The 19,088-nt window shown below is 69.2% G+C and carries 17 protein-coding genes; 8 read left to right on the forward strand and 9 right to left on the reverse strand.

What is annotated here, in order from left to right:
- The 3 genes from ACWFRJ_RS18180 to glgB all read left to right on the forward strand — a co-directional run.
- A partial coding sequence (locus ACWFRJ_RS18180; protein WP_453532350.1) for an alpha-glucosidase C-terminal domain-containing protein occupies positions 1-135 on the forward strand: 135 nt, incomplete at its 5' end.
- A 118-nt stretch (positions 136-253) separates the two neighbouring features.
- A complete protein-coding gene (locus ACWFRJ_RS18185) occupies positions 254-1,681 on the forward strand; it encodes a maltokinase N-terminal cap-like domain-containing protein (RefSeq protein ID WP_453531218.1) in 1,428 nt (475 codons plus the stop codon).
- Between the two features lie 27 nt (positions 1,682-1,708).
- A complete protein-coding gene (glgB, locus tag ACWFRJ_RS18190) occupies positions 1,709-4,039 on the forward strand; it encodes a 1,4-alpha-glucan branching enzyme (protein ID WP_453531221.1) in 2,331 nt (776 codons plus the stop codon).
- Here the strand turns inward: glgB and ACWFRJ_RS18195 are convergent.
- From ACWFRJ_RS18195 to ACWFRJ_RS18230, 8 genes are all read right to left on the reverse strand, one after another.
- Positions 3,996-6,263 (reverse strand): HelD family protein, encoded by a 2,268-nt coding sequence (locus tag ACWFRJ_RS18195; protein ID WP_453531224.1) that lies wholly within the window; start codon positions 6,261-6,263, stop codon positions 3,996-3,998. The two genes, glgB and ACWFRJ_RS18195, sit on opposite strands and share 44 nt — an antisense overlap.
- Before the next feature lie 162 nt (positions 6,264-6,425).
- On the reverse strand, positions 6,426-6,764 hold the full coding sequence (gene trxA, locus ACWFRJ_RS18200; RefSeq protein WP_453532353.1) for a thioredoxin: 339 nt from the start codon (positions 6,762-6,764) through the stop codon (positions 6,426-6,428).
- An 8-nt stretch (positions 6,765-6,772) separates the two neighbouring features.
- Entirely contained in the window at positions 6,773-7,189 is a 417-nt protein-coding gene (locus tag ACWFRJ_RS18205; RefSeq protein ID WP_453531227.1) for a MerR family transcriptional regulator, read from the reverse strand.
- A 35-nt stretch (positions 7,190-7,224) separates the two neighbouring features.
- Positions 7,225-8,127 carry an NAD(P)-dependent oxidoreductase gene (locus ACWFRJ_RS18210; protein WP_453531230.1) on the reverse strand — a complete coding sequence of 301 codons (903 nt, stop codon included), beginning with the start codon at positions 8,125-8,127 and terminating at the stop codon, positions 7,225-7,227.
- A gap of 163 nt (positions 8,128-8,290) precedes the next feature.
- The gene (locus ACWFRJ_RS18215) at positions 8,291-9,172 is read right to left on the reverse strand and encodes an SGNH/GDSL hydrolase family protein (protein ID WP_453531233.1); all 882 of its coding nucleotides are present in this window, start codon (positions 9,170-9,172) and stop codon (positions 8,291-8,293) included.
- A 204-nt stretch (positions 9,173-9,376) separates the two neighbouring features.
- The gene (locus ACWFRJ_RS18220; protein ID WP_453531236.1) at positions 9,377-9,736 is read right to left on the reverse strand and encodes a hypothetical protein; all 360 of its coding nucleotides are present in this window, start codon (positions 9,734-9,736) and stop codon (positions 9,377-9,379) included.
- A 31-nt stretch (positions 9,737-9,767) separates the two neighbouring features.
- Entirely contained in the window at positions 9,768-10,328 is a 561-nt protein-coding gene (locus tag ACWFRJ_RS18225; protein WP_453531239.1) for a DUF1707 SHOCT-like domain-containing protein, read from the reverse strand.
- Between the two features lie 140 nt (positions 10,329-10,468).
- Positions 10,469-11,908, reverse strand: a complete 1,440-nt coding sequence (locus tag ACWFRJ_RS18230) for a cation:dicarboxylate symporter family transporter (protein ID WP_453531242.1) — start codon at positions 11,906-11,908, stop codon at positions 10,469-10,471.
- Between the two features lie 158 nt (positions 11,909-12,066).
- On the opposite strand from ACWFRJ_RS18230, the gene ACWFRJ_RS18235 reads away from it, so the two are divergent.
- The 5 genes from ACWFRJ_RS18235 to ACWFRJ_RS18255 all read left to right on the forward strand — a co-directional run bounded on the left by ACWFRJ_RS18235 (position 12,067) and on the right by ACWFRJ_RS18255 (position 18,115).
- Positions 12,067-13,899: an ATP-binding protein gene (locus tag ACWFRJ_RS18235; protein ID WP_453531245.1), complete on the forward strand. Its 1,833-nt coding sequence runs from the start codon at positions 12,067-12,069 to the stop codon at positions 13,897-13,899.
- Positions 13,896-14,582 (forward strand): response regulator, encoded by a 687-nt coding sequence (locus ACWFRJ_RS18240; protein ID WP_453531248.1) that lies wholly within the window; start codon positions 13,896-13,898, stop codon positions 14,580-14,582. Before ACWFRJ_RS18235 ends, ACWFRJ_RS18240 begins: the two co-directional genes overlap by 4 nt.
- Positions 14,583-14,824: 242 nt before the next feature.
- Positions 14,825-16,186, forward strand: coding sequence for an extracellular solute-binding protein (locus ACWFRJ_RS18245; protein WP_453531251.1), 1,362 nt, complete (start codon positions 14,825-14,827; stop codon positions 16,184-16,186).
- 123 nt (positions 16,187-16,309) lie between these two features.
- A complete protein-coding gene (locus tag ACWFRJ_RS18250; RefSeq protein WP_453532356.1) occupies positions 16,310-17,233 on the forward strand; it encodes a carbohydrate ABC transporter permease in 924 nt (307 codons plus the stop codon).
- Positions 17,234-18,115: a carbohydrate ABC transporter permease gene (locus tag ACWFRJ_RS18255; protein ID WP_453531254.1), complete on the forward strand. Its 882-nt coding sequence runs from the start codon at positions 17,234-17,236 to the stop codon at positions 18,113-18,115.
- A gap of 435 nt (positions 18,116-18,550) precedes the next feature.
- Here ACWFRJ_RS18255 and ACWFRJ_RS18260 read toward each other — a convergent pair whose 3' ends face one another.
- Positions 18,551-19,057, reverse strand: a complete 507-nt coding sequence (locus tag ACWFRJ_RS18260; protein WP_453531257.1) for an HIT family protein — start codon at positions 19,055-19,057, stop codon at positions 18,551-18,553.
- Positions 19,058-19,088: the final 31 nt, after the last annotated feature.

The raw sequence follows: 19,088 nt of genomic DNA on the forward strand, positions 1-19,088 counted from the left end.
CAGACCTTCAACGGCCGCCACCCGGTCGAGCTGATCGGCGGAGTGCGCTTCCCGGCCATCGGCGAACTGCCCTACCTGCTCACCCTGGCCGGACATGGCTTCTACTGGTTCCGGCTGCGCAAGGAACCGGCGTAGGCTCCACCCCTGCTACTCCTGCGCGGGGCGGTTTCCACCGTCCCGCCCTGGGAACTCTCCCGCACGACCGGCACTCCCGCACTCACCCCTGTCCGCACCGCGGAAAGGACGCGACGCCATGTCGGAAGCCGTCACCCGCCCGGGTATCACCGCGGACGCGCTGCTCGCCTCGCTCGATCCGCTGCTGCGCGCGTGGCTGCCACGACAGCGATGGTTCGCGGGCAAAGGCCGCCCCATCAACGACTTCACGCTGATCACAGCGACCGAACTACTGCCGCCCACATCCGAGTTGGGTCTCCTGCACCTGCTCATACAGGTCCGGCAGCCACACGTACCGGGGCAGGTCGGCGGCGCGCCCCCGATGCTCGCCGAGTGCTACCAACTCCTCCTCGGCGTACGGCGCGAACTGCCGCCGCGGCTCGCCCCCGCGCTCATCGGGCATATGACGCAGGGACCGCTCGCCGGGTTCACGGTTTATGAGGCGCTGCACGACGCCCGTATGTCCGGGTTCCTGTTGGAGGCGCTGCGGATGCAGGCGCGCGTCGGCAAGCTGCGCTTCGAGCGCGACCCGCGCAAGAACATAGGCGAGGACCTCGCGCCGCGGGTTCTCGCCACCGAGCAGTCCAACTCCTCGCTCGTGTACGGGGACACGTTCATCCTGAAGCTGTTCCGCCGCATCGTGCCCGGAGTCAATCCGGACCTGGAGCTGCCCCTGATGCTGGCCCGCGAGCGGTGTGCGCAGGTACCGGCTCCCGCCGCCTGGTTCCTGGCCGACGTCGGGGACGAGGTGAACGTACTCGGCGTGCTCCAGCCCTACTTGAAGGGCACGACGGACGGCTGGGAGCTCGCCCTGCGGGAGCTCGCGGCCGACCGGGACTTCAGCGGCGAGGCGAGAGCGCTGGGCCGCGCGACGGCCGAGGTGCATCTGGCCCTCGCCCGCGCGCTGCCCACCGTCACCCTTGGCCGCGCCCAGGTGGAGCTGATCGCCGAGGGCATGGCCGACCGCCTCGGCGCGGCGGCCAAGGCGGTGCCCGCCCTGCAGCCGTACGCCCCCGCCCTGCACACGGCCTTCGAGGCGCTCGCCGACCTGGGGCGCGGAGAGGCCACCTGGACGGCCCAGCGCATCCACGGGGATCTGCACCTGGGCCAGTGCCTGCGCTCGCCCGCAGGGGAGTGGTCGCTCATCGACTTCGAGGGCGAGCCCTCACGTCTGCTGTCCGAGCGCAGGATGCCGCAGCCGCCGGTGCGGGACGTGGCGGGCATGCTCCGTTCCTTCGACTACGCGGCACGCTCGCACGAACCGTGGGCGCCCAAGTGGGCGGGCGACTGCCGGGCGGCGTACTGCACGGGGTACGCGGAGGTCTCCGGCCGTGATCCGCGTACGGACCCGGTCCTGCTGCGTGCCTACGAGACGGACAAGGCGGTCTACGAAGTCCTCTACGAGGCCCGCCACCGCCCCGACTGGCTCCCTGTACCCCTCTCCGCGATCAAGCGGCTCGCCACGAACGGCCCCGCCACCAACGGCCAAGCGCCCGATACCCACTGACCCACCATCGCCGAGGAGACGCCTCCTGTGACCCCCCGCCCGCAGCCGCGCAAACCGTCCGACGAGGCCAGCAAGAAGGGCAGGCGAAAGCCGGAGCCCGCCGGACGGACGCCGGAGGCGCCCCGCCAGACCCGGCCGAAGCAGCGGAAGACCGGCAGCCCCGCGTCTCCCGTCCCCCAGGCCGACCGTGCCCGCCTCCTCGCGGGCACGCACCACGACCCGCACGGAGTGCTCGGCGCCCACGTCGTCCGCGACGGCATCGCCTTCCGCGCGCTGCGTCCGTACGCGCGCTCCGTCACCGTCGTCGCCAAGGATCTGCGGGCCGAGTTGAAGCACGACGGGGACGGGTTCTTCTCCGGGGTCCTTCCGCTGCGGGAGATCCCCGAGGGCTACCGGCTGCGCATCGCGTACGAGGAAGCCGAACTGGAGGTCCACGACGCGTACCGCTTCCTTCCCGCGCTCGGCGAGTTCGACCTGCATCTGATCGGCGAGGGACGGCACGAGCAGCTGTGGAAGGCGCTCGGGTCGCGCCCGATGGTGCACGAGGGGGCGACGGGGACGCGCTTCACGGTGTGGGCGCCCAATGCCCAGGGCGTGCGCGTGGTGGGGAACTTCAACTTCTGGGACGGCACCGGGTTCCCGATGCGCTCGCTCGGCGGCAGCGGCGTATGGGAGCTGTTCCTGCCGTCGGTCGGCGAGGGCGAGCTCTACAAGTACGAGATCACCCGGCCCGACGGCTCGAAGACACTGCGCGCCGACCCGCTCGCCCGCCGCACGGAGACCCCGCCCGCGAACTCCTCGATCGTGCACGAGTCGCACCACGAGTGGCATGACGCGGACTGGCTGGAGCGCAGAGCTGAGGTGCCCGTCCACCAGGCGCCGTTCTCCGTGTACGAGGTACATCTGGCTTCCTGGCGACCGGGCCTGACGTACCGCCAGCTGGCCGAGCAACTGCCCGCCTACGTCGCCGACCTGGGGTTCACGCACGTCGAGCTGATGCCCGTCGCCGAGCACCCCTTCGGCGGCTCCTGGGGCTATCAGGTCACCGGCTTCTACGCGCCGACGGCCCGTCTCGGCACGCCCGACGACTTCAAGTTCCTGGTCGACGCGCTGCACAGAGCGGGCATCGGCGTCCTGATGGACTGGGTGCCCGCGCACTTCCCGCGCGACGACTGGGCGCTCGCGGAGTTCGACGGGCGCACCCTGTACGAGCACGAGGATCCGGGCCGTGCCGCGCACCCCGACTGGGGCACCCTGGAGTTCGACTACGGCCGCAAGGAAGTGCGCAACTTCCTTGTCGCGAACGCTACTTACTGGTGCGAGGAGTACCACATCGACGGGCTGCGCGTCGACGCCGTCGCCTCGATGCTCTACCTCGACTACTCGCGCGAGAACGGCGAATGGTCCCCGAACGTGCACGGTGGCCGCGAGAACCTCGACGCCGTCGCCTTCCTCCAGGAGATGAACGCCACCGTCTACCGCCGCGCCCCCGGCGTCGTCACGATCGCCGAGGAGTCCACGGCCTGGGACGGCGTGACCCGCGCGACGCACCACGAGGGCCCCGGCGGCTTCGGAGGGCTCGGCTTCGGCCTGAAGTGGAACATGGGGTGGATGCACGACTCGCTCGACTACGTGTCGAAGGAGCCCGTGCACCGCAAGTTCCACCACAACGAGATGACGTTCTCGATGGTGTACGCGTACAGCGAGAACTACGTCCTGCCGATCTCTCACGACGAGGTCGTGCACGGCAAGCAGTCCCTGGTGTCGAAGATGCCCGGCGACTGGTGGCAGCAGCGCGCCAACCACCGTGCCTACCTGGGCTTCATGTGGGCCCACCCCGGCAAGCAACTCCTCTTCATGGGGCAGGAGTTCGCCCAGGGCGCCGAGTGGTCGGAAGGGCACGGCCCGGACTGGTGGCTGCTCGACCCCGCGTACGGGGCCGAGGCCGACCACAGAGGCGTACGCGATCTCGTGCGCGACCTCAACACCGTCTACCGCCGTGAACCGTCGCTGTGGCAGCGCGACACGGACCCCGGCGGCTTCGCCTGGGTCGACGGCGACGCCGCCGAGGACAACGTCTTCGCGTTCCTGCGGTACGCCGCCGAGGACACGACCGACGGACCGCTCCTCGCCATCTCGCACTTCTCACCGGTGGTGCGGCACGAGTACCGCCTCGGCGTCCCCGGCGAGTACACCGCCTGGCGCGAAGTCCTGAACACGGACGCGGCCCGCTACGGCGGCGGCGACGTCACCAACCCGGACCCGATCAAGACCGAACCAGTGGCGTCGCACGGCCGCCCCGCGTCCCTGCGTCTCACCCTGCCGCCGCTGGCCACGGTGTGGCTTCGACCTGCTTGAGGGCAATGGGGAGCTCCTGCGTGTGCAGGATGCCGAGCCGTTGCGTGGCCCGGGTCAGGGCCACGTACAGGTCACTCGTCCCGTAGCGGCCGGGCTCCACGACCAGGACCGTGTCGAACTCCAGGCCCTTCGCCTGACGCGGGTCGATCAGTACGACCGCCCGCGTCAGGTCCGGGGCCTCCCCGGCCGTCACACCGGGGAGCTTGGGGGCGAGCTCCGCATGCAGCTCGCGAGGGGCGATCACCGCGAGGCGGCCGTCGTCCCGTGTCTCGGCCGCCACCGTGTCGGCCACGGCCGCGGCGAGGTCGTCGGATCGGTGCGCCCAGGGGAGCACGCCCGTGGACCGCACCGAGCTCGGCGGCCGGAAGTCGGGGTGCTCGACGCGGGGCACCTCGGCGGCCACGTCCATGATCTCCACCGGCGTGCGGTAGTTGACGCCGAGCCGGGTGTACTCCCAGCGGTCCTCGACGTACGGGGAGAGGATCGCCTCCCAGGTGCCGCAGCCGCCGGCCTCCGCCGTCTGCGCGGGGTCGCCGACCAGCGTCATCGAACGGGTCGGACAGCGCCGCATGAGCAGGCGCCAGGCCATGGCGGAGAGCTCCTGCGCCTCGTCCACGATGATGTGCCCGAACGCCCAGGTCCGGTCCGCCGCCGCGCGCTCGGCGGCACTGCGGTGATCGTCTTCCTCCTGGCGCTCGGCCATGCGCTCGGCGTCGATGATGTCGTGCGCGAGCAGGACCTCGGACTCCTCGTCGTCCTTGTCCTCGAACTCGTACGTCCGTGAGGCGTACGAGACGTCGAGAACGCCCTGCGCGTAGGCGATCTGCTTGGCCCGCTCGGCCTCCGCCATCGCCTTCGCCGCGCTGTCGTCGTTGCCGAGCAGCTCGGCGGCTTCGTCGAGCAGCGGGACGTCGGACGCGGTCCAGTCGCCGCCGTGCGGACGCCGGATGAGCTCGACATCCTCCTCCGGCAGATGCGGCGTCGGCTCTTCCAGGAAGTCCGCGAGGAAGCGCTCCGGGGTGAGCTGCGGCCACAGCTCCTCGATGGCCGCGTGCACGTCGGGGCTCGCGGCGATCGCCTTGCCGAGCTGGGCGATGTCGTCGGGGCCCAGGAAGTTGGGGCCGCCGTACGGGTCGGCGCCGAGCCGCTCGGCCAGCTGCTCGGTGAGCATGTCGATGACGCGGAAGGCGAAGTGCGGTCGGCCGAGGTTGTGCGGGACGTCCGCCTCACGGGCGGCCTCGCGCGCTTCGTGCGCGATCGTCCAGTCCAGGACGAGGTCGCCGTCGTCGTGCTCGATGATCAGCGGGGCGCCGGGCTCGGGGGTCTGCTGCCGGTCGCGCAGGGCGGCGGCGAGCACGTCCGCCATCTCGGCGCGGCCCTTCACCTCTGCGGCCTCGGGGGTGTCGGTGCCGGTGGCGCTGACGCCGGGGAACAGCTCGCCGACCGTCGAGAGGAGTACGCCCGTCTCGCCGAGCGCGGGCAGGACCTCGCTGATGTAGCCGAGGAAGGCGGGGTTCGGGCCGACGATCAGGACCGCGCGCTTGGCGAGGAGCTGGCGGTGGGCGTAGAGGAGGAACGCGGCGCGGTGCAGCGCCACGACCGTCTTGCCGGTGCCGGGGCCGCCCTCGACGACGAGGACGCCCTGGTGCGGGGCGCGGATGATGCGGTCCTGCTCGGCCTGGATGGTCTGCACGATGTCGTGCATGCGGCCGGTGCGGGCCGAGTCGAGCGCGGCGAGGAGCACCTCGTCGGCGTCGGCGCCCTCGTACCCGGTGCGGGTGGTGTCGCCGAGATCGAGGATCTCGTCGTGCAGGGCCGTGACGTCGCGGTCCTTCATGGTGATGTGCCTGCGCCTGCGGAGGCCCATCGGCGTATGGCCGGTCGCGAGATAGAAGGGGCGTGCGACATCGGCACGCCAATCGATCACGAGTGGGGTGCGTTCGATGTCGGATGCACGGATTCCGATGCGCCCGATGTGGTGATCACGGCCGTCGCGGAATTCGAGCCTGCCGAAGCAGAGCCCGTTCTCGCCCGCGTCGAAGGCGGCCAGCAGTCCGGACCGCTCGGCCACCAGGACGTCACGCTCAAGCCTGGCCTGCAGACCGTTGCCTACCTGCGACAACGACGCCTGCACGGCGGCCTGCGCCTCCTCGCGCAGCGCGTCGAGGCGCGCGTACAGCCCGGAGACGAATTGCTGCTCTTCCCGCAATTCCTCGGTTGACAATTCAGCCCCTCGCCAGTTACAGTGCTCGTATACAGATTCTCGCGATTCCGCCCTGCCCTAATGGGTCGGGAGTCGCGAAAGGATCTAATATACGCGAAGAAATGCCCCGGACGTCAATTCGTCCGGGGCATTTCTCTTTCCACCTGTGTGTGACTGCTCAGGTCACAGCACACCGGCCTCAGCGAGCTCGGCGAGCAGCTTGCGCTTGGGCCGTGCGCCCACCATGGACTTCACCGGCTCACCGCCCCGGAACACCAGCAGGGACGGCACGGACAAGATGTTGTACGCGATCGCGGTCCGCGGACTGTGGTCCACGTCCACCTGCACGATCCTCAGCCGGTCCGCCTCCTCGCGCGAGATCTCGCTGAGCACCGGCGCGAGCTGTCGGCACGGGCCGCACCACTCCGCACCGAACTCCACGAGCACCGGCTGTTCCGCCTTGAGCACCTCCCTCTCGAAGTCCACGTCCGTCACCTCGGCCACACCGTCCGCCTTGACCATCGCCATGCTTACGTCCCCTCTCCCTCGGCCCGTCGGCCCGTCAGCCCGCACTGCGGGTCCGGACCCCCCGGAACCGCCGCCTCGGCGCGCACGAGCTGCGCACCCACCTGTTCGCGCACCGCGCTCAACTCCCCTATCAGCGAGTCGAGTTCACTGAGCTTGCGGCGGTAGACGTCGAGTGACGCGGGGCAGGAGTCGCCCGCCGGATGCCCCGAACGCAGACACTCCACGAACGGCCGCGTCTCCTCCAGATCGAACCCGAAGTCCTGCAAGGTCCTGATCTGATCGAGGAGGCGTACGTCGTCCTCGTCGTAGGTGCGATATCCATTGCCACTGCGACGGGCGGGCAGCAGCCCCCGTGACTCGTAGTACCGAAGGGTCCGCGTGGTGGTGCCGGCCCGCTCCGCAAGTTCGCCGATGCGCATGCGTACGACGGTAATCCTTGACGTGGGCGTCAAGGCTAGTGCGCCGGTTGGGGTGTGCGGACGGCCTCGATGATGGCCGTCCAGCCGTCCGCGCCGTGGCCCTTGGCGATGGCCCGGTCCAGGACCGCCTTGATGCCGTTCAGGGCCTCCACGTCCAGACCCCGGTGTGCGGAGGCATGGATGACGTGATCGACGTTGGCGGCCTCCGTGACGAGCGGGGCCTGGTCGCCCGGGTATTCGCCGGAGTCGACCTCGACCGCCGTCGACTCGACGGCCACCGGGAAGATGGAGAGCAGGGCGCTCAGGTACGGGGCAAGGTCCGCGCCCTTCACGCCGTCCGCCCCGGCCAGCGCGAACGCGTGCACGAGACCGGACATGCTGGTCCAGAAGAAGTCGAGCAGGGCGTTGTCGTAGACGGCCGCGAGTCCGTGATCCTCACCGAGGTACACGGTGTTGCCGCCGAGCACCTCGAGCGTGCTCGCATGCCGGTCGAAGACGGACTTCGGGCCACTGTGGAAGAGCAGCGCGTCGGCGGTGCCGATCACCGTCACCGGCACCAGGATGGCGCCGTCCAGGTAGGCGATCCCGTGCCCGGCGGCCCAGGCGGCGGCCTCGCGCGAGCGCTCCGGGGTGTCCGAGGTGAGGTTGACGAGGACGCGCCCCGCCAGGTCCGGGGCGATCGGGCCGAGCACCGTCCGCGAGACGTCGTAGTCGTAGAGGCAGACGATCACCACGTCCGAGGCGCGGACCGCCTCGGCGGCGGTGGCGGTGCGGGTCGCGCCCGCGGCCACCAGATCGTCGCCCTTGCCGGGCGTGCGGTTCCAGACGGTGGTGGGGTGACCGGCCTTGAGGAAGGCACCGGCGAGGGCCTGCCCCATGGCGCCGAGGCCGAGGACGGTGACAGGGGTATCGGAAGGATTGTGGCTCTGGTTCGTCATGACGACCATGCTTGACGGGCGCCCAACTCCCCACAAGTACCGACTAATTAGTCAGCTACTTACGAAAAGGTAAGCATGGGGAGGGAGTTGGGACCCGCGGAAAGCTCTATCAGCTCTGTCAGTCCTGTCAGTCCTGTCAGTCCTGTCGGTCCTGTCGGTCCTGTCAGCCCAGCTTCAGCACGCCGATGGCCTGGTCGGCCATCCCGGACTCGCCGAGGGCGTTCGGGTGGACCGGGACGAAGTTCGTGCCGAACAGCACGGGCTCGATCCAGCGGGTGCCCTGCGGCTTGCAGGCGTCGTGACCCTCCGATGCGGCGGCCATGTCGACGAACGTCGCACCCGTCTCGGACGCGGCGCGCTGCACGGCCTTGTTCAAGTGCGTCTGGAGGTCCCGCAGATAGGGGATGTCACCCGTGGCGATCGGCATCTTGGCGAAGCACGTGGGGTCGGCCTGGGCCGGGACGATCCACGGGTAGCCGAGCACGCCGACGCGCGCGTGCGGGGCCTTGGCCTTGATTGCTCGCAGGGCGGTCTTCAGCGCCGGATACGTATTGGCGTCGATCTGCTTGGTGAACTTGTCCCCGTTGGCGTCCTTGCAGGGGCTGCCCTTGCCGCCGGAGAGCACGCCGGCGCTGCCGCAGGCGAGGATCGCGCTGATGAAGGTGCTGTTGTCGTTGCCGCCGATGGTCAGCGTCACGAGATCGGTGTCGGCGGTGACGGCGTCGAGCTGCGGGGCGACACCGGGGTACTGCGACCCGGCGAAGTCCTTGGTCTGGGCCCCGCCGCAGGTCACGTCCTTGAGCTTGGCGCCGATGCGCTTGGCCACGACGTGCGGGTAGTTGGCCGTCGAGCGTGCACAGAGGAGCGGCGCGGTCAGGTCGAGGGGCAGGACGCCGGATCCGGCGCTGTAGCTGTCGCCGAGGGCGACGTAGTCGAGCGGGTCGCCGCCGGTGGCCTGGGCGGGTGCGGAGGCCAGGCCGACGGTGGCGGTGGTGACGGCGGCGAGGGCTGCCGCCAGACGCAGGGCACGGGTGCGGATCGCCATCTGGAGTCTCCTTTGAATCCGATGAATCCGAGGAATCCGGTGGGGGGTCATTCCCGGAGAGGTGCGAGCAGGCCGCAGGTACCAACAGCCTTGCTGTGGGGGCATTTTGGGCAGGCTTCAGCGGCTTTCGGCGGTTCTCAGTGGTACAACGCTGAAGTTACTGGCAGGTTTGAATAACAGTCAACAGTTTGCACACGGGCCCACCTAGATGGCGGAATCACCATCCGGCGCATGCTCGTTCAACGCACGCCGCACCCGTACGCAGAAGTCCTCCACCGCACCGGGGTCCGGCTCGGCGTCCTCGGCGAACATCGCCGCCTGGAGGGCGGGCCCGTACACACCGCCGTGGCGGTCGATGTCGGACGTACGGGCGGGCTGCACCACGAAGTGGATATGACCGGGCACCCGCCCGGCGTGTGACCAGAGGCAGACGTACACCTGCTCGCACTCGTCGCCCGCCTCCGCGCGCACGGCGGCGGTGACCCGGGTCATCAGGGGGCCGAGCTCGGCACTCTCCCCGGTGTCCAACTCGTGTACGCCGGTGACGTGTCGCAGCGGCTTCACGACGAGGGTGCCGACGCCGAGCGCCCCGACGTCACCTCTCCGTGCCCGCGTCCCGGCGTGCGTGGCGGATCTTCAGTTTGCCGAAGCCCATGGCCCCGGAGATCCGGATCGTCGGCCCGCCGGGCCTGGAGTGCCGTCCGGGCTTGTAGTCGAGGTCCTTCCATCCGGTGTTCAGACCCTCGACGTCGACGGTCGCGTCGCGAGGCACCGTGATCCTGGCCCTGCCGGTGCCGAGCTGCAACTCGATGTCCACCACCGGGTGTTCGAGGACCGCCCGGGACAGGTCCAGGTTCACCCTGCCGAACGCGGACTCGACCTTGAGGTGCCGGGACACCCGCCAGGCGCCGCGCCGCTGGATCCGTCCGCCCGCGGCGGCGATCGTGGACGTGGTGCCCGCGTCCTGTGCCGGGAGCGAGGCCAGCGCCGACTCCAGATCGCTGTGCGCCTTGGCGGTCAGCGCCTGGTGGAGGCGTTCGTCCATCTCCTCATGGGTGATGTGCCCTTCCGCATACGCCTCCTGTAGGCGCTGCACCGCTGCGTCGCGGACGCCTTCGCTGATCCGTGGAGACGGTTTTTCCGGCATGGAGGTCACCGTTTCACTCTAATGCGTGCGGTGTTGTACGAACGGAAAAGGCGGGCAGGTCCGCCGCGATCACGTTGCTGATCGCGGCGGACCTGCCCGCCTCACGGGCCACCGATTCGGTGACCGGCGGCGCTGAGCCGCCAGGAAAATCAGGAAGCCGTCAGGGACTTCTTCTCGCTGCCCTCAGGCTGCGCCGGGACCGCGTCCGCCCCGTCCGCGTCCGCATTGCCGGACCCGGAGTCGGAGTCGGACCCGGACTCGGACGCGTCGTCGTCGAGCAGCGTCTTCTCGTCGAACGGCAGCCGTCCCGCGAGGACCTCGTCCACCCGCTGGCGGTCGACCTCCTTGGTCCACGTACCGATAAGGAGCGTCGCCACCGCGTTGCCCGCGAAGTTGGTCAGGGCGCGGGCCTCGCTCATGAAGCGGTCGACGCCGATGATCAGGCCGACGCCGTCCACCAGGCCCGGCTTGTGCGACTGCAGACCACTCGCGAGGACCGCGATGCCGGAACCGGAGACACCCGCCGCGCCCTTGGACGCGATCATCATGAACAGGAGCAGGGAGACCTGCTCACCGATGCCGAGCGGCTGGTCCATCGCCTCGGCGATGAAGAGCGACGACATGGTCAGGTAGATCATCGTGCCGTCGAGGTTGAAGGAGTAGCCCGTCGGGACGGTGATGCCGACGACCGGGCGGCTGACACCCAGGTGCTCCATCTTCGCGATGAGCCGCGGGAGCGCGGACTCGGACGAGGAGGTGGACAGGATGAGCAGGAACTCTCGGCCCAGGTATTTCAGGAGCTTGAAGAGGTTGACGCCGGTCACCAGGCGCAGCAGCGTGCCGAGCACGATCAGGATGAACAGCGCACAGGTGACGTAGAACCCGATCATGATCGTGGCAAGGGCCTTCAGGGCGTCGACGCCGGTCTCGCCGACCACCGCCGCCATCGCGCCGAACGCGCCGACCGGGGCGGCCCACATGATCATGCCGAGCACGCGGAAGACGAGGCGCTGGATGTGCCCGATGCCCCGCAGGATCGGCTCTCCGGAGCCGCGCATGGCCTGCAGCGCGAAGCCCACGAGCAGCGCGACGAGCAGCGTCTGCAGTACCTCGCCCTCGGTGAAGGCGGAGACGATCGTCTTCGGGATGATGCCGAGCGCGAAGTCGACGAGACCCTTGTTCGCCTCTTCGGCCGCGTCGTGACCCGCGCCCTTCTCGGAGTCGGAGATGTCCATGCCGGAGCCCGGGTGCAGGATGTTGCCGACGAGCAGACCGATGGCGAGCGCGACGACCGACATCGCGACGAAGTAGCCGAGCGCGAGACCGCCGACCTTGCCGACCTTGGCGGCCTTGCGGACCGAGCCGACGCCCAGGACGATCGTGCAGAAGATGATGGGCGAGATCATCATCTTGATCAGGTTCACGAAGCCGGTGCCGAGCGGCTTGAGCTCCTTGGCGAAGTCGGGGAAGAGCAGTCCGACACCGATACCGAAGACGACGGCGATGATGACTGCGATGTACAGGTAGTGGGTGCGGTCCCGCTTGGCTGCGGGCGCAGGTGCCACCTGGCTGTCGGTGGTGTCGGCCACGAGGGCCCTCCTTGAACGACTACGTCGGCGTTTTCGGCCAGTGCGTGCGGCTCACGTCCTGGGCAGGCGAATCTCGGGTGACTATCTCTCGCCCTGTGAGGGCGGTCACCCTTACGTTCATTTAGTTCGCACTTATAGAGCGAGGCAGACTGGGCACCATGTCCCTCGCCCGCCCGCCCCGGCCCCGCAGCCTCGCCGGTCAGCTCTTCGCGATGCAGATCGTGCTCGTCACCTTCGTGGTGGCCGGGTGCGCCCTCTTCACGTTCCTGAGCGACCGGCACCAGGCCGAGGAAGGCGCACGCCGCCAGGCCACGGCGGCGGCGCGGGCGGTCGCGGACTCCCCTTCGGTACGTGAGGCCGTACGTGGCCGAAATCCGACGGAGACCCTCCAGCCGTACGCGACCGACGTGCTGCGGCACACCGGGGTCGACTTCGTCACGATCATGGACCCGGACGGCATCCGCTGGACGCACCCCGACAAGGACCAGATCGGCGAGCGCTTCCTCGGCCACCGGGCACAGGCCCTGCGGGGCAAGACCTTCACCGAGACGTACACGGGAACCCTTGGCCCCTCCGTGCGCGTGGTCACCCCGATCCTGGCCCCCGACGGCAGCGGCCGCATCACCGGCCTGGTCAGCGCGGGCATCACCATCGAGGTGATCAGCCAGACGGCACGGGAACAGCTGCTCACCCTGCTCGGCGTCGCGGCGGGCGCGCTCGCGCTCGGCGGCCTCGGCACGTACGTCATCAACGCCCGCCTGCGCCGCCACACCCACGGCATGAACGCCGGCGAGCTGAGCCGCATGCACGACTACCACGAGGCGGCTCTGCACGCGGTGCGCGAGGGGCTGCTGATGCTGGACGGGCAGCGGCGCATCGCCCTCATCAACGACGGAGGGCGCGAGCTGCTCGGCGTCTCGGGCGATCTCGTCGGCCGTAACGTCGCCGAGCTGGGCCTGCCCGCCCCGCTGACGGGCGCGCTCCTCGCGGCCGAGCCCCGGGTGGACGAGCTGCACCTGACGGCGGACCGAGTGGTCGTGGTCAACACGTCCCCCGTGTCGAGCGGTGAGCGCCGCGGAACCGTGGTCACCCTGCGTGATCACACCGAGCTCCAGGCCCTCACCGGTGAGCTGGACTCGGAGCGCGGCTTCACCCGGGCCCTGCGCTCGCAGGCCCACGAGGCGGCGAACCGCCTCCACACGGTGGTCTCCCTCATCGAGCTTGGCCGCGCCGACGAGGCGGTCGACTTCGCCACGGCCGAGCTGGAGCTCGCCCAGACGCTGACGGACCAGGTGGTCGCGGCGGTGAGCGAGCCGGTACTCGCGGCCCTGCTCCTGGGCAAGGCGGCCCAGGCGAACGAGCACGGCGTGGAGCTCGTCGTCTCCCCTGAAAGCAGCATCGACGACGGCATGCTGCCCGCCGACCTGCCCGCGCGCGACCTGGTGACGGTCCTCGGCAACCTGATCGACAACGCGGTGGACGCGGCCCAGGGCTCGCCCGCGGCCCGTGTGACAGTGACGGCACACGCGGACGAGGCGGGTCTTACGCTGCGGGTGTCGGACACGGGCTCCGGAGTGGACCCCGCCCATACGGAGGCGGTCTTCCAGCGCGGCTGGTCGACGAAGGCCACGGCGGGGCGCGGCCTCGGCCTGGCCCTGGTCCACCAGACGGTGACGAAGCATGAGGGGACACTGACCGTGCGGGATTCGCCGGAGGGGGGCGCCGAGTTCGAGGTCCGCCTGAACTCGGCCGCTCCTGTTGCGGGCAGGCGTTCCGAAGAGCGGAACAGACGGGCGGAAACGTCGACGCCGGGTACACAACCCTCGGCCTCGACACCGGGCGCAGAGCCCACGACCTCGACACCGGGTGCACAGCCCACGACCTCGACGCCGGGCGCACACCCCTCGACGTCAGGTGCACAACCCTCGACGCCGGGTGCCGATGACGAGGCGTCCAGTACACCGGACGCAGCAGACGGAGGCACCAAGTGACCGAGCCGATCCGGGTTCTGGTCGTCGAGGACGACCCTGTCGCGGCCGACGCCCACGTCCTCTACGTGAACCGCATCCCCGGCTTCCACGCCGTGGGCAAGGCACACAGCGCCGCCGAGGCGAAACGCGCCCTGGACCGCACAGAGGTGGACCTGCTCCTCCTGGACCTCCACCTCCCCGACGGCCACGGCCTCCAGCTGGCCCGCACCCTGCGGGCCGCGGGCCACCACGCGGACGTCATCGCCGTCACGTCGGCCCGCGATCTCACGGTCGTACGCGAGGGAGTCTCCCTCGGCGTCGTCCAGTACGTACTGAAGCCCTTCACCTTCGCCACCCTCCGCGACCGCCTCACCCGCTATGCCGAGTTCCGCACCGCGGCGGGCGAGGCCACTGGGCAGGACGAGGTGGACCGCGCCCTTGCCACCCTGCGCGCGCCGAGCCCCGCCGCCCTGCCCAAAGGGCTCAGCGGCCCCACCCTGGAGAGGGTGACCCGCACCCTGCGCGACGCGCCCCCCGAGGGCGTCACCGCCGCGGTCGCCGCCGAGACCGTGGGCATCTCCCGCATCACCGCGCGCCGGTACCTGGAGCACCTGGTCACCACGGGCCGCGCATCACGCACTCCGCAGTACGGTCACGTGGGCCGCCCCGAGTACGTGTACCGCTGGCTCACGTCGGCCACCTGACGCTTCAACCTCCCGGCGCTTCAACCTGCCGCCGCTTCAACTTCCCGCCCGCATAAGCCGATTAGCAGCTCGCGGACCCACCGGTAACGCTCGGACGCCGCCTCCAATAACAACGTTGTCACGTTGATGACAAGGGACGACGCACGGGCATTGACCTTGCTCCGAGCCCGCCCTTACGTTCACCGGGCAGCCCCGCGTTGCGCCCTGCGTGGTAACCCAGCCGCGTCGGCCAGTAGGAGGTCGTGCCCGTGCGTCCCACCACCCCGCTGCTCCTCGCCACCGCCCTGGTCGCCGCCGGCACCCTCACCGCGTGCGGCGGGGGCTCCGGCGACGATCCGGACACCGTGAAGATCTCCTTCAAGCAGTCCACGGACAACCAGATCAAGGTCATGGACACCTATCTGGCGGACATCAAGAAGCAGTTCGAGAAGGCGAACCCCGGCAAGAACGTGAAGCTGGTGCCGATCAAGGCGCCGGACTCCGAGTACTACACCAAGCTGCAGCAGATGATGCGCTCCCCGAAGACCGCGCCCGACCTGGTCTACGAGGACACCTTCCTCATCAACTCGGACATCACCAGCGGCTACCTGAAGCCGCTCGATCCCTATCTGAACAAGTGGAAGGACTGGGACCAGTTCATCGCCACGTCCAAGACGGCGGCGAAGGCGGCGGACGGCAAGACGTACGGCGTCCCGGACGGCACCGACACGCGCGGCCTCTGGTTCAGCAAGGGCATCTTCAAGAAGGCCGGTCTTCCCGCGAACTGGCAGCCGAAGTCGTGGGACGACATCCTCGAGACGGCCCGGACCATCAAGAAGAAGGTCCCCGGCGTCACGCCCCTGAACGTCTACACGGGCAAGCCCGCGGGCGAGGCGGCCACCATGCAGGGCATGGAGATGCTCCTGTACGGCACGGGGCAGAACCCGATGTACGACCCCAAGTCCAAGAAGTGGGTCACCGGCAGCCAGGGTTTCAAGGACTCCCTGAAGTTCGTCGAGACGGTCTACAAGGAGAAGCTCGGCCCTGACGTCACCGACGCCCTCGACCCGAACTTCGCCACCCGGGTCCGCGGCGAGCTCCTCCCCGAGGACAAGCTCGGCATCAACCTCGACGGCTCCTGGCTGCCGCAGGACTGGGGCAAGGGCGCGGGTCACGAGTGGCCCGAGTGGTCGAAGAAGCTGGGCCTGGCCCACATGCCGACCCAGAACGGCGAGGCTCCCGGCAAGGTGAGCATGTCCGGCGGCTGGACCTGGGCGATCCCCTCCAAGGCGTCCAACCCCGACCTGGCCTTCAGGTTCATCGAGACGATGCAGACCAAGGCCAACGCCCAGAAGTGGTACGTGGCGAACTCGGGCATCGCGGTCCGCAAGGACGTCGCGGCCGACCCCACGTACCTCAAGGCGCAGCCCGGTCTGAAGTTCTTCACCGACCTGGTGCCCTCGACCAACTACCGCCCGGCGTACCCGGCGTACCCGAAGGTCTCCACCGCCGTGCAGGAGGCCATGGAGAAGGTCACGACGGGCGACGGTTCCGTGGCCGAAGCGGCGAGCGGATACGACGACGAGGTCAAGGCGGCGGCGGACGGCAAGGTCGTCAAGAAGTAGCCGACGCCTGTCCGTACGCATCCGTACGCGCCTGTACGCATCCGTACGCAAGGGATGTGATCCGTACGCAAGGGAAGTGAGTGTCCCGAGGTGACCACCGCACCCCCCGCCGGGCCCGGCGACATCGCGAAGACCGCGCCGGGCCCGGGCGCCCCACGCGCGTCACAGCCCCCGTCACGCGGCAAGCTGACGGGCCGGGCACTGTCCCGCGCGCTGCCCGTGTCTCCCGCCGTCATCCTCCTGCTCCTGTTTCTGGCGGGACCGATCGGCTACTGCGCCTACATCGCCTTCACCGACCTCCAGCTCACAGGACAGGCGGAGTCGAGCTTCGTCGGGTTCGACAACTTCCGTAAGGCGTTCGGCGACGAGGCGTTCCTCAACGCGGTCTGGCTGACCCTGGTCTTCACGGTCGTCTCGTCGCTCATCGGGCAGAACACCATCGGCCTCGCGCTCGCGTCCCTGATGCAGCGGGCGTCGAAGCCGGTCCGCACGCTCACCGGGGCGATCGTGATCACGGCGTGGGTGCTGCCCGAAGTGGTGGCGGCCTTCCTCCTGTACGCGTTCTTCCGCCGCGAGGGCACCTTGAACGCGGTCCTGGACTTCCTCCACCTCCCCTCCCAGAACTGGATGTACACGCTGCCGATCCTGGCGGTGTCGTTCGCCAACGTGTGGCGGGGGACGGCGTTCTCGATGCTGGTCTACTCGGCGGCCCTGAACGAGATCCCCAAGGAGATCACCGAGGCGGCCGAGGTGGACGGCGCGGGCGGCTGGCGCCGCATGTGGCACATCACGCTCCCGATGATCCGCCGCTCCATCGGCACGAACCTGATGCTGAACACCCTCCAGACCCTCTCCGTCTTCGGCCTGATCTGGGTGATGACGCGAGGCGGCCCGGGAAACCGCAGCCAGACCCTCCCCCTGTTCATGTACGAACAGGCCTTCCAGAAGAGCATGATCGGGTACGGCACTGCGGTGGCGCTTCTGCTCCTGGTCGTCGGCTCACTCTTCTCCCTCGTCTATATGCGCCTGCTCCGCACGGAGGTCTGAGTGTCCGCCAACACCGTCAAGTCACCTGCTCGGGGCCTCAGTTCTGCTCGAAGCCTCACGTCGCGCCGCACCGGCCGCCGTCTCGCGGCGGACGCGGGGCTGCTCGTGGTCGCGGCCGCGTTCGTGCTCCCCCTTGCCTGGGTGATCCTGTCGTCGCTCGACACCAAGGCCGACCTCAAGGTGAAGGTCCCCGACGGCATCACCCTGGACAACTACGACGCGGTCCTCACCCCGGAGATCACCTTCACGCCCCTCCTCAACAGCCTGCTTCTGTGCGGCGGCGGCACCCTCCTGACGGTGGTCTGCGCGGCACTCGCCGCGTACCCGCTCTCCCGCTTCAAGTCCCGCCTGAACCGCCCCTTCATGCTGACGATCCTCTTCGCGACGAGCCTGCCGATCACCGCGATCATGGTCCCGGTGTACGCGCTGTTCGTCCAGGTCGACCTGATCGACACGATGCAGGGCACCATCTTCTTCTTCGCCGCGTCCCAGCTCCCCTTCGCCATCTGGCTGATGAAGAACTTCATGGACGGGGTCCCCAAGGAGTTGGAGGAGGCGGCGTGGACGGACGGCGCGTCGTCGTTCCAGTCCCTGCTGCGGATCGTGCTCCCCCTGATGGGCCCGGGGGTCGCGGTGGTGACGGTCTTCTCCTTCGTGATGATGTGGGGCAACTTCTTCGTCCCGTTCATGCTCCTGCTCTCGCCGGAGCAGATGCCCGCGTCGGTGAGCATCAATGACTTCTTCGGCAACAAGGGCACGGTCGTCTACGGGCAGTTGGCGGCGTTCTCGATCATCTACTCGACGCCGGTGATCCTCCTGTACGTCCTGATCTCGCGCCGCCTGGGTGGCGGCTTCGCGTTGGGAGGCGCGGTGAAGGGGTGACCTTCGCCCCTCCGGCCGCCGGACCCGCCGGCGAATCGCGCCTCACGCAGACGGGGCAGCTGCCGTTCGGCAGCGTGCCGTATCCAGCGCCGGAGAGGTTCCGCCAGGAGGCGGGCGACGCCGCACCGACCTGTACGCGCTCGGCTGCGTGCTCTACGAACTCCTCGTCGGCCACCCGCCGTTCACCGGCACTGCGGCCGTCGCGGGCACGGCCCGAGGCCACGGCGCCGCTGGAGCGCCTGGTCCCGGACCTGCTCGCGAAGGACCCCGCTGACCGACCTGCGGATGCGGCGACGACCCTTGAGCGGATTGTGGGGGCGGCGGGGTCGCTGCCGTCGCGGAGAAAATACAGGACGCCATACCCGACGCCTCAGCTGTGATTCGACCGCCGCAAAGGCCACCAGTGGTCCGAAATCGGCAAGGTGGAAGGGAAGTTCACGCCCACGGAGCAGTAAGTACTGCGTCCCGGATCCGCGCGGCGACGTCGGCTGCTTCGTCCGACGGCACGTCCAGAACACCGTTCTCGCTCATCAGGACGTGGAACTGCTGCTCGGAGTACGGAACCCCGGGCGGCAGAGCGGCGATGTGCCAATGCAGATGACTGTTCCCTTCCTGGCTCCCCAGGGAGTAGAGGTAGGTCCGCTCGGAGTCGAAGACGTGCTCGACGGCAAGGGTGACTTGCCGCAGGAAGAGCATGAGCCGCACATAGGCGGCTTCGTCCAACTCCCTTACGGCGTGCTCGACATGAGCCTTCGGGGCGACGAGGACCTTCCCCGGGAGGGTGGGCCACCGATCGAGAAATGCGATGTGATCCTCGTCCTCGTGGATGGTGTGATGCGGGTAGCCGGGGTCCCCGGCAAGGAACGCGCAGACAAAACAGGGCCCATTGCGTGCCAGCTCCATATAGGCCTCAAGGTCCATGGCTTTCCGTACAGTCCCCATGCGCACTCCTCACTTCGCTTCCAGAAGGGCC

The sequence above is a fragment of the Streptomyces sp. NPDC055239 genome, from assembly GCF_053606205.1.

Excerpts from the sequence above, each read along its gene's own strand:
- ACWFRJ_RS18260 (WP_453531257.1), bottom strand. The coding sequence starts at position 19,057 with ATGGGGACTGTACGGAAAGCCATGGACCTTGAGGCCTATATGGAGCTG.
- ACWFRJ_RS18205 (WP_453531227.1), bottom strand. The coding sequence starts at position 7,189 with ATGCGCATCGGCGAACTTGCGGAGCGGGCCGGCACCACCACGCGGACC.
- ACWFRJ_RS18210 (WP_453531230.1), bottom strand. The coding sequence starts at position 8,127 with ATGACGAACCAGAGCCACAATCCTTCCGATACCCCTGTCACCGTCCTC.
- ACWFRJ_RS18185 (WP_453531218.1), top strand. The coding sequence starts at position 254 with ATGTCGGAAGCCGTCACCCGCCCGGGTATCACCGCGGACGCGCTGCTC.
- ACWFRJ_RS18215 (WP_453531233.1), bottom strand. The coding sequence starts at position 9,172 with ATGGCGATCCGCACCCGTGCCCTGCGTCTGGCGGCAGCCCTCGCCGCC.
- trxA (WP_453532353.1), bottom strand. The coding sequence starts at position 6,764 with ATGGTCAAGGCGGACGGTGTGGCCGAGGTGACGGACGTGGACTTCGAG.
- ACWFRJ_RS18235 (WP_453531245.1), top strand. The coding sequence starts at position 12,067 with ATGTCCCTCGCCCGCCCGCCCCGGCCCCGCAGCCTCGCCGGTCAGCTC.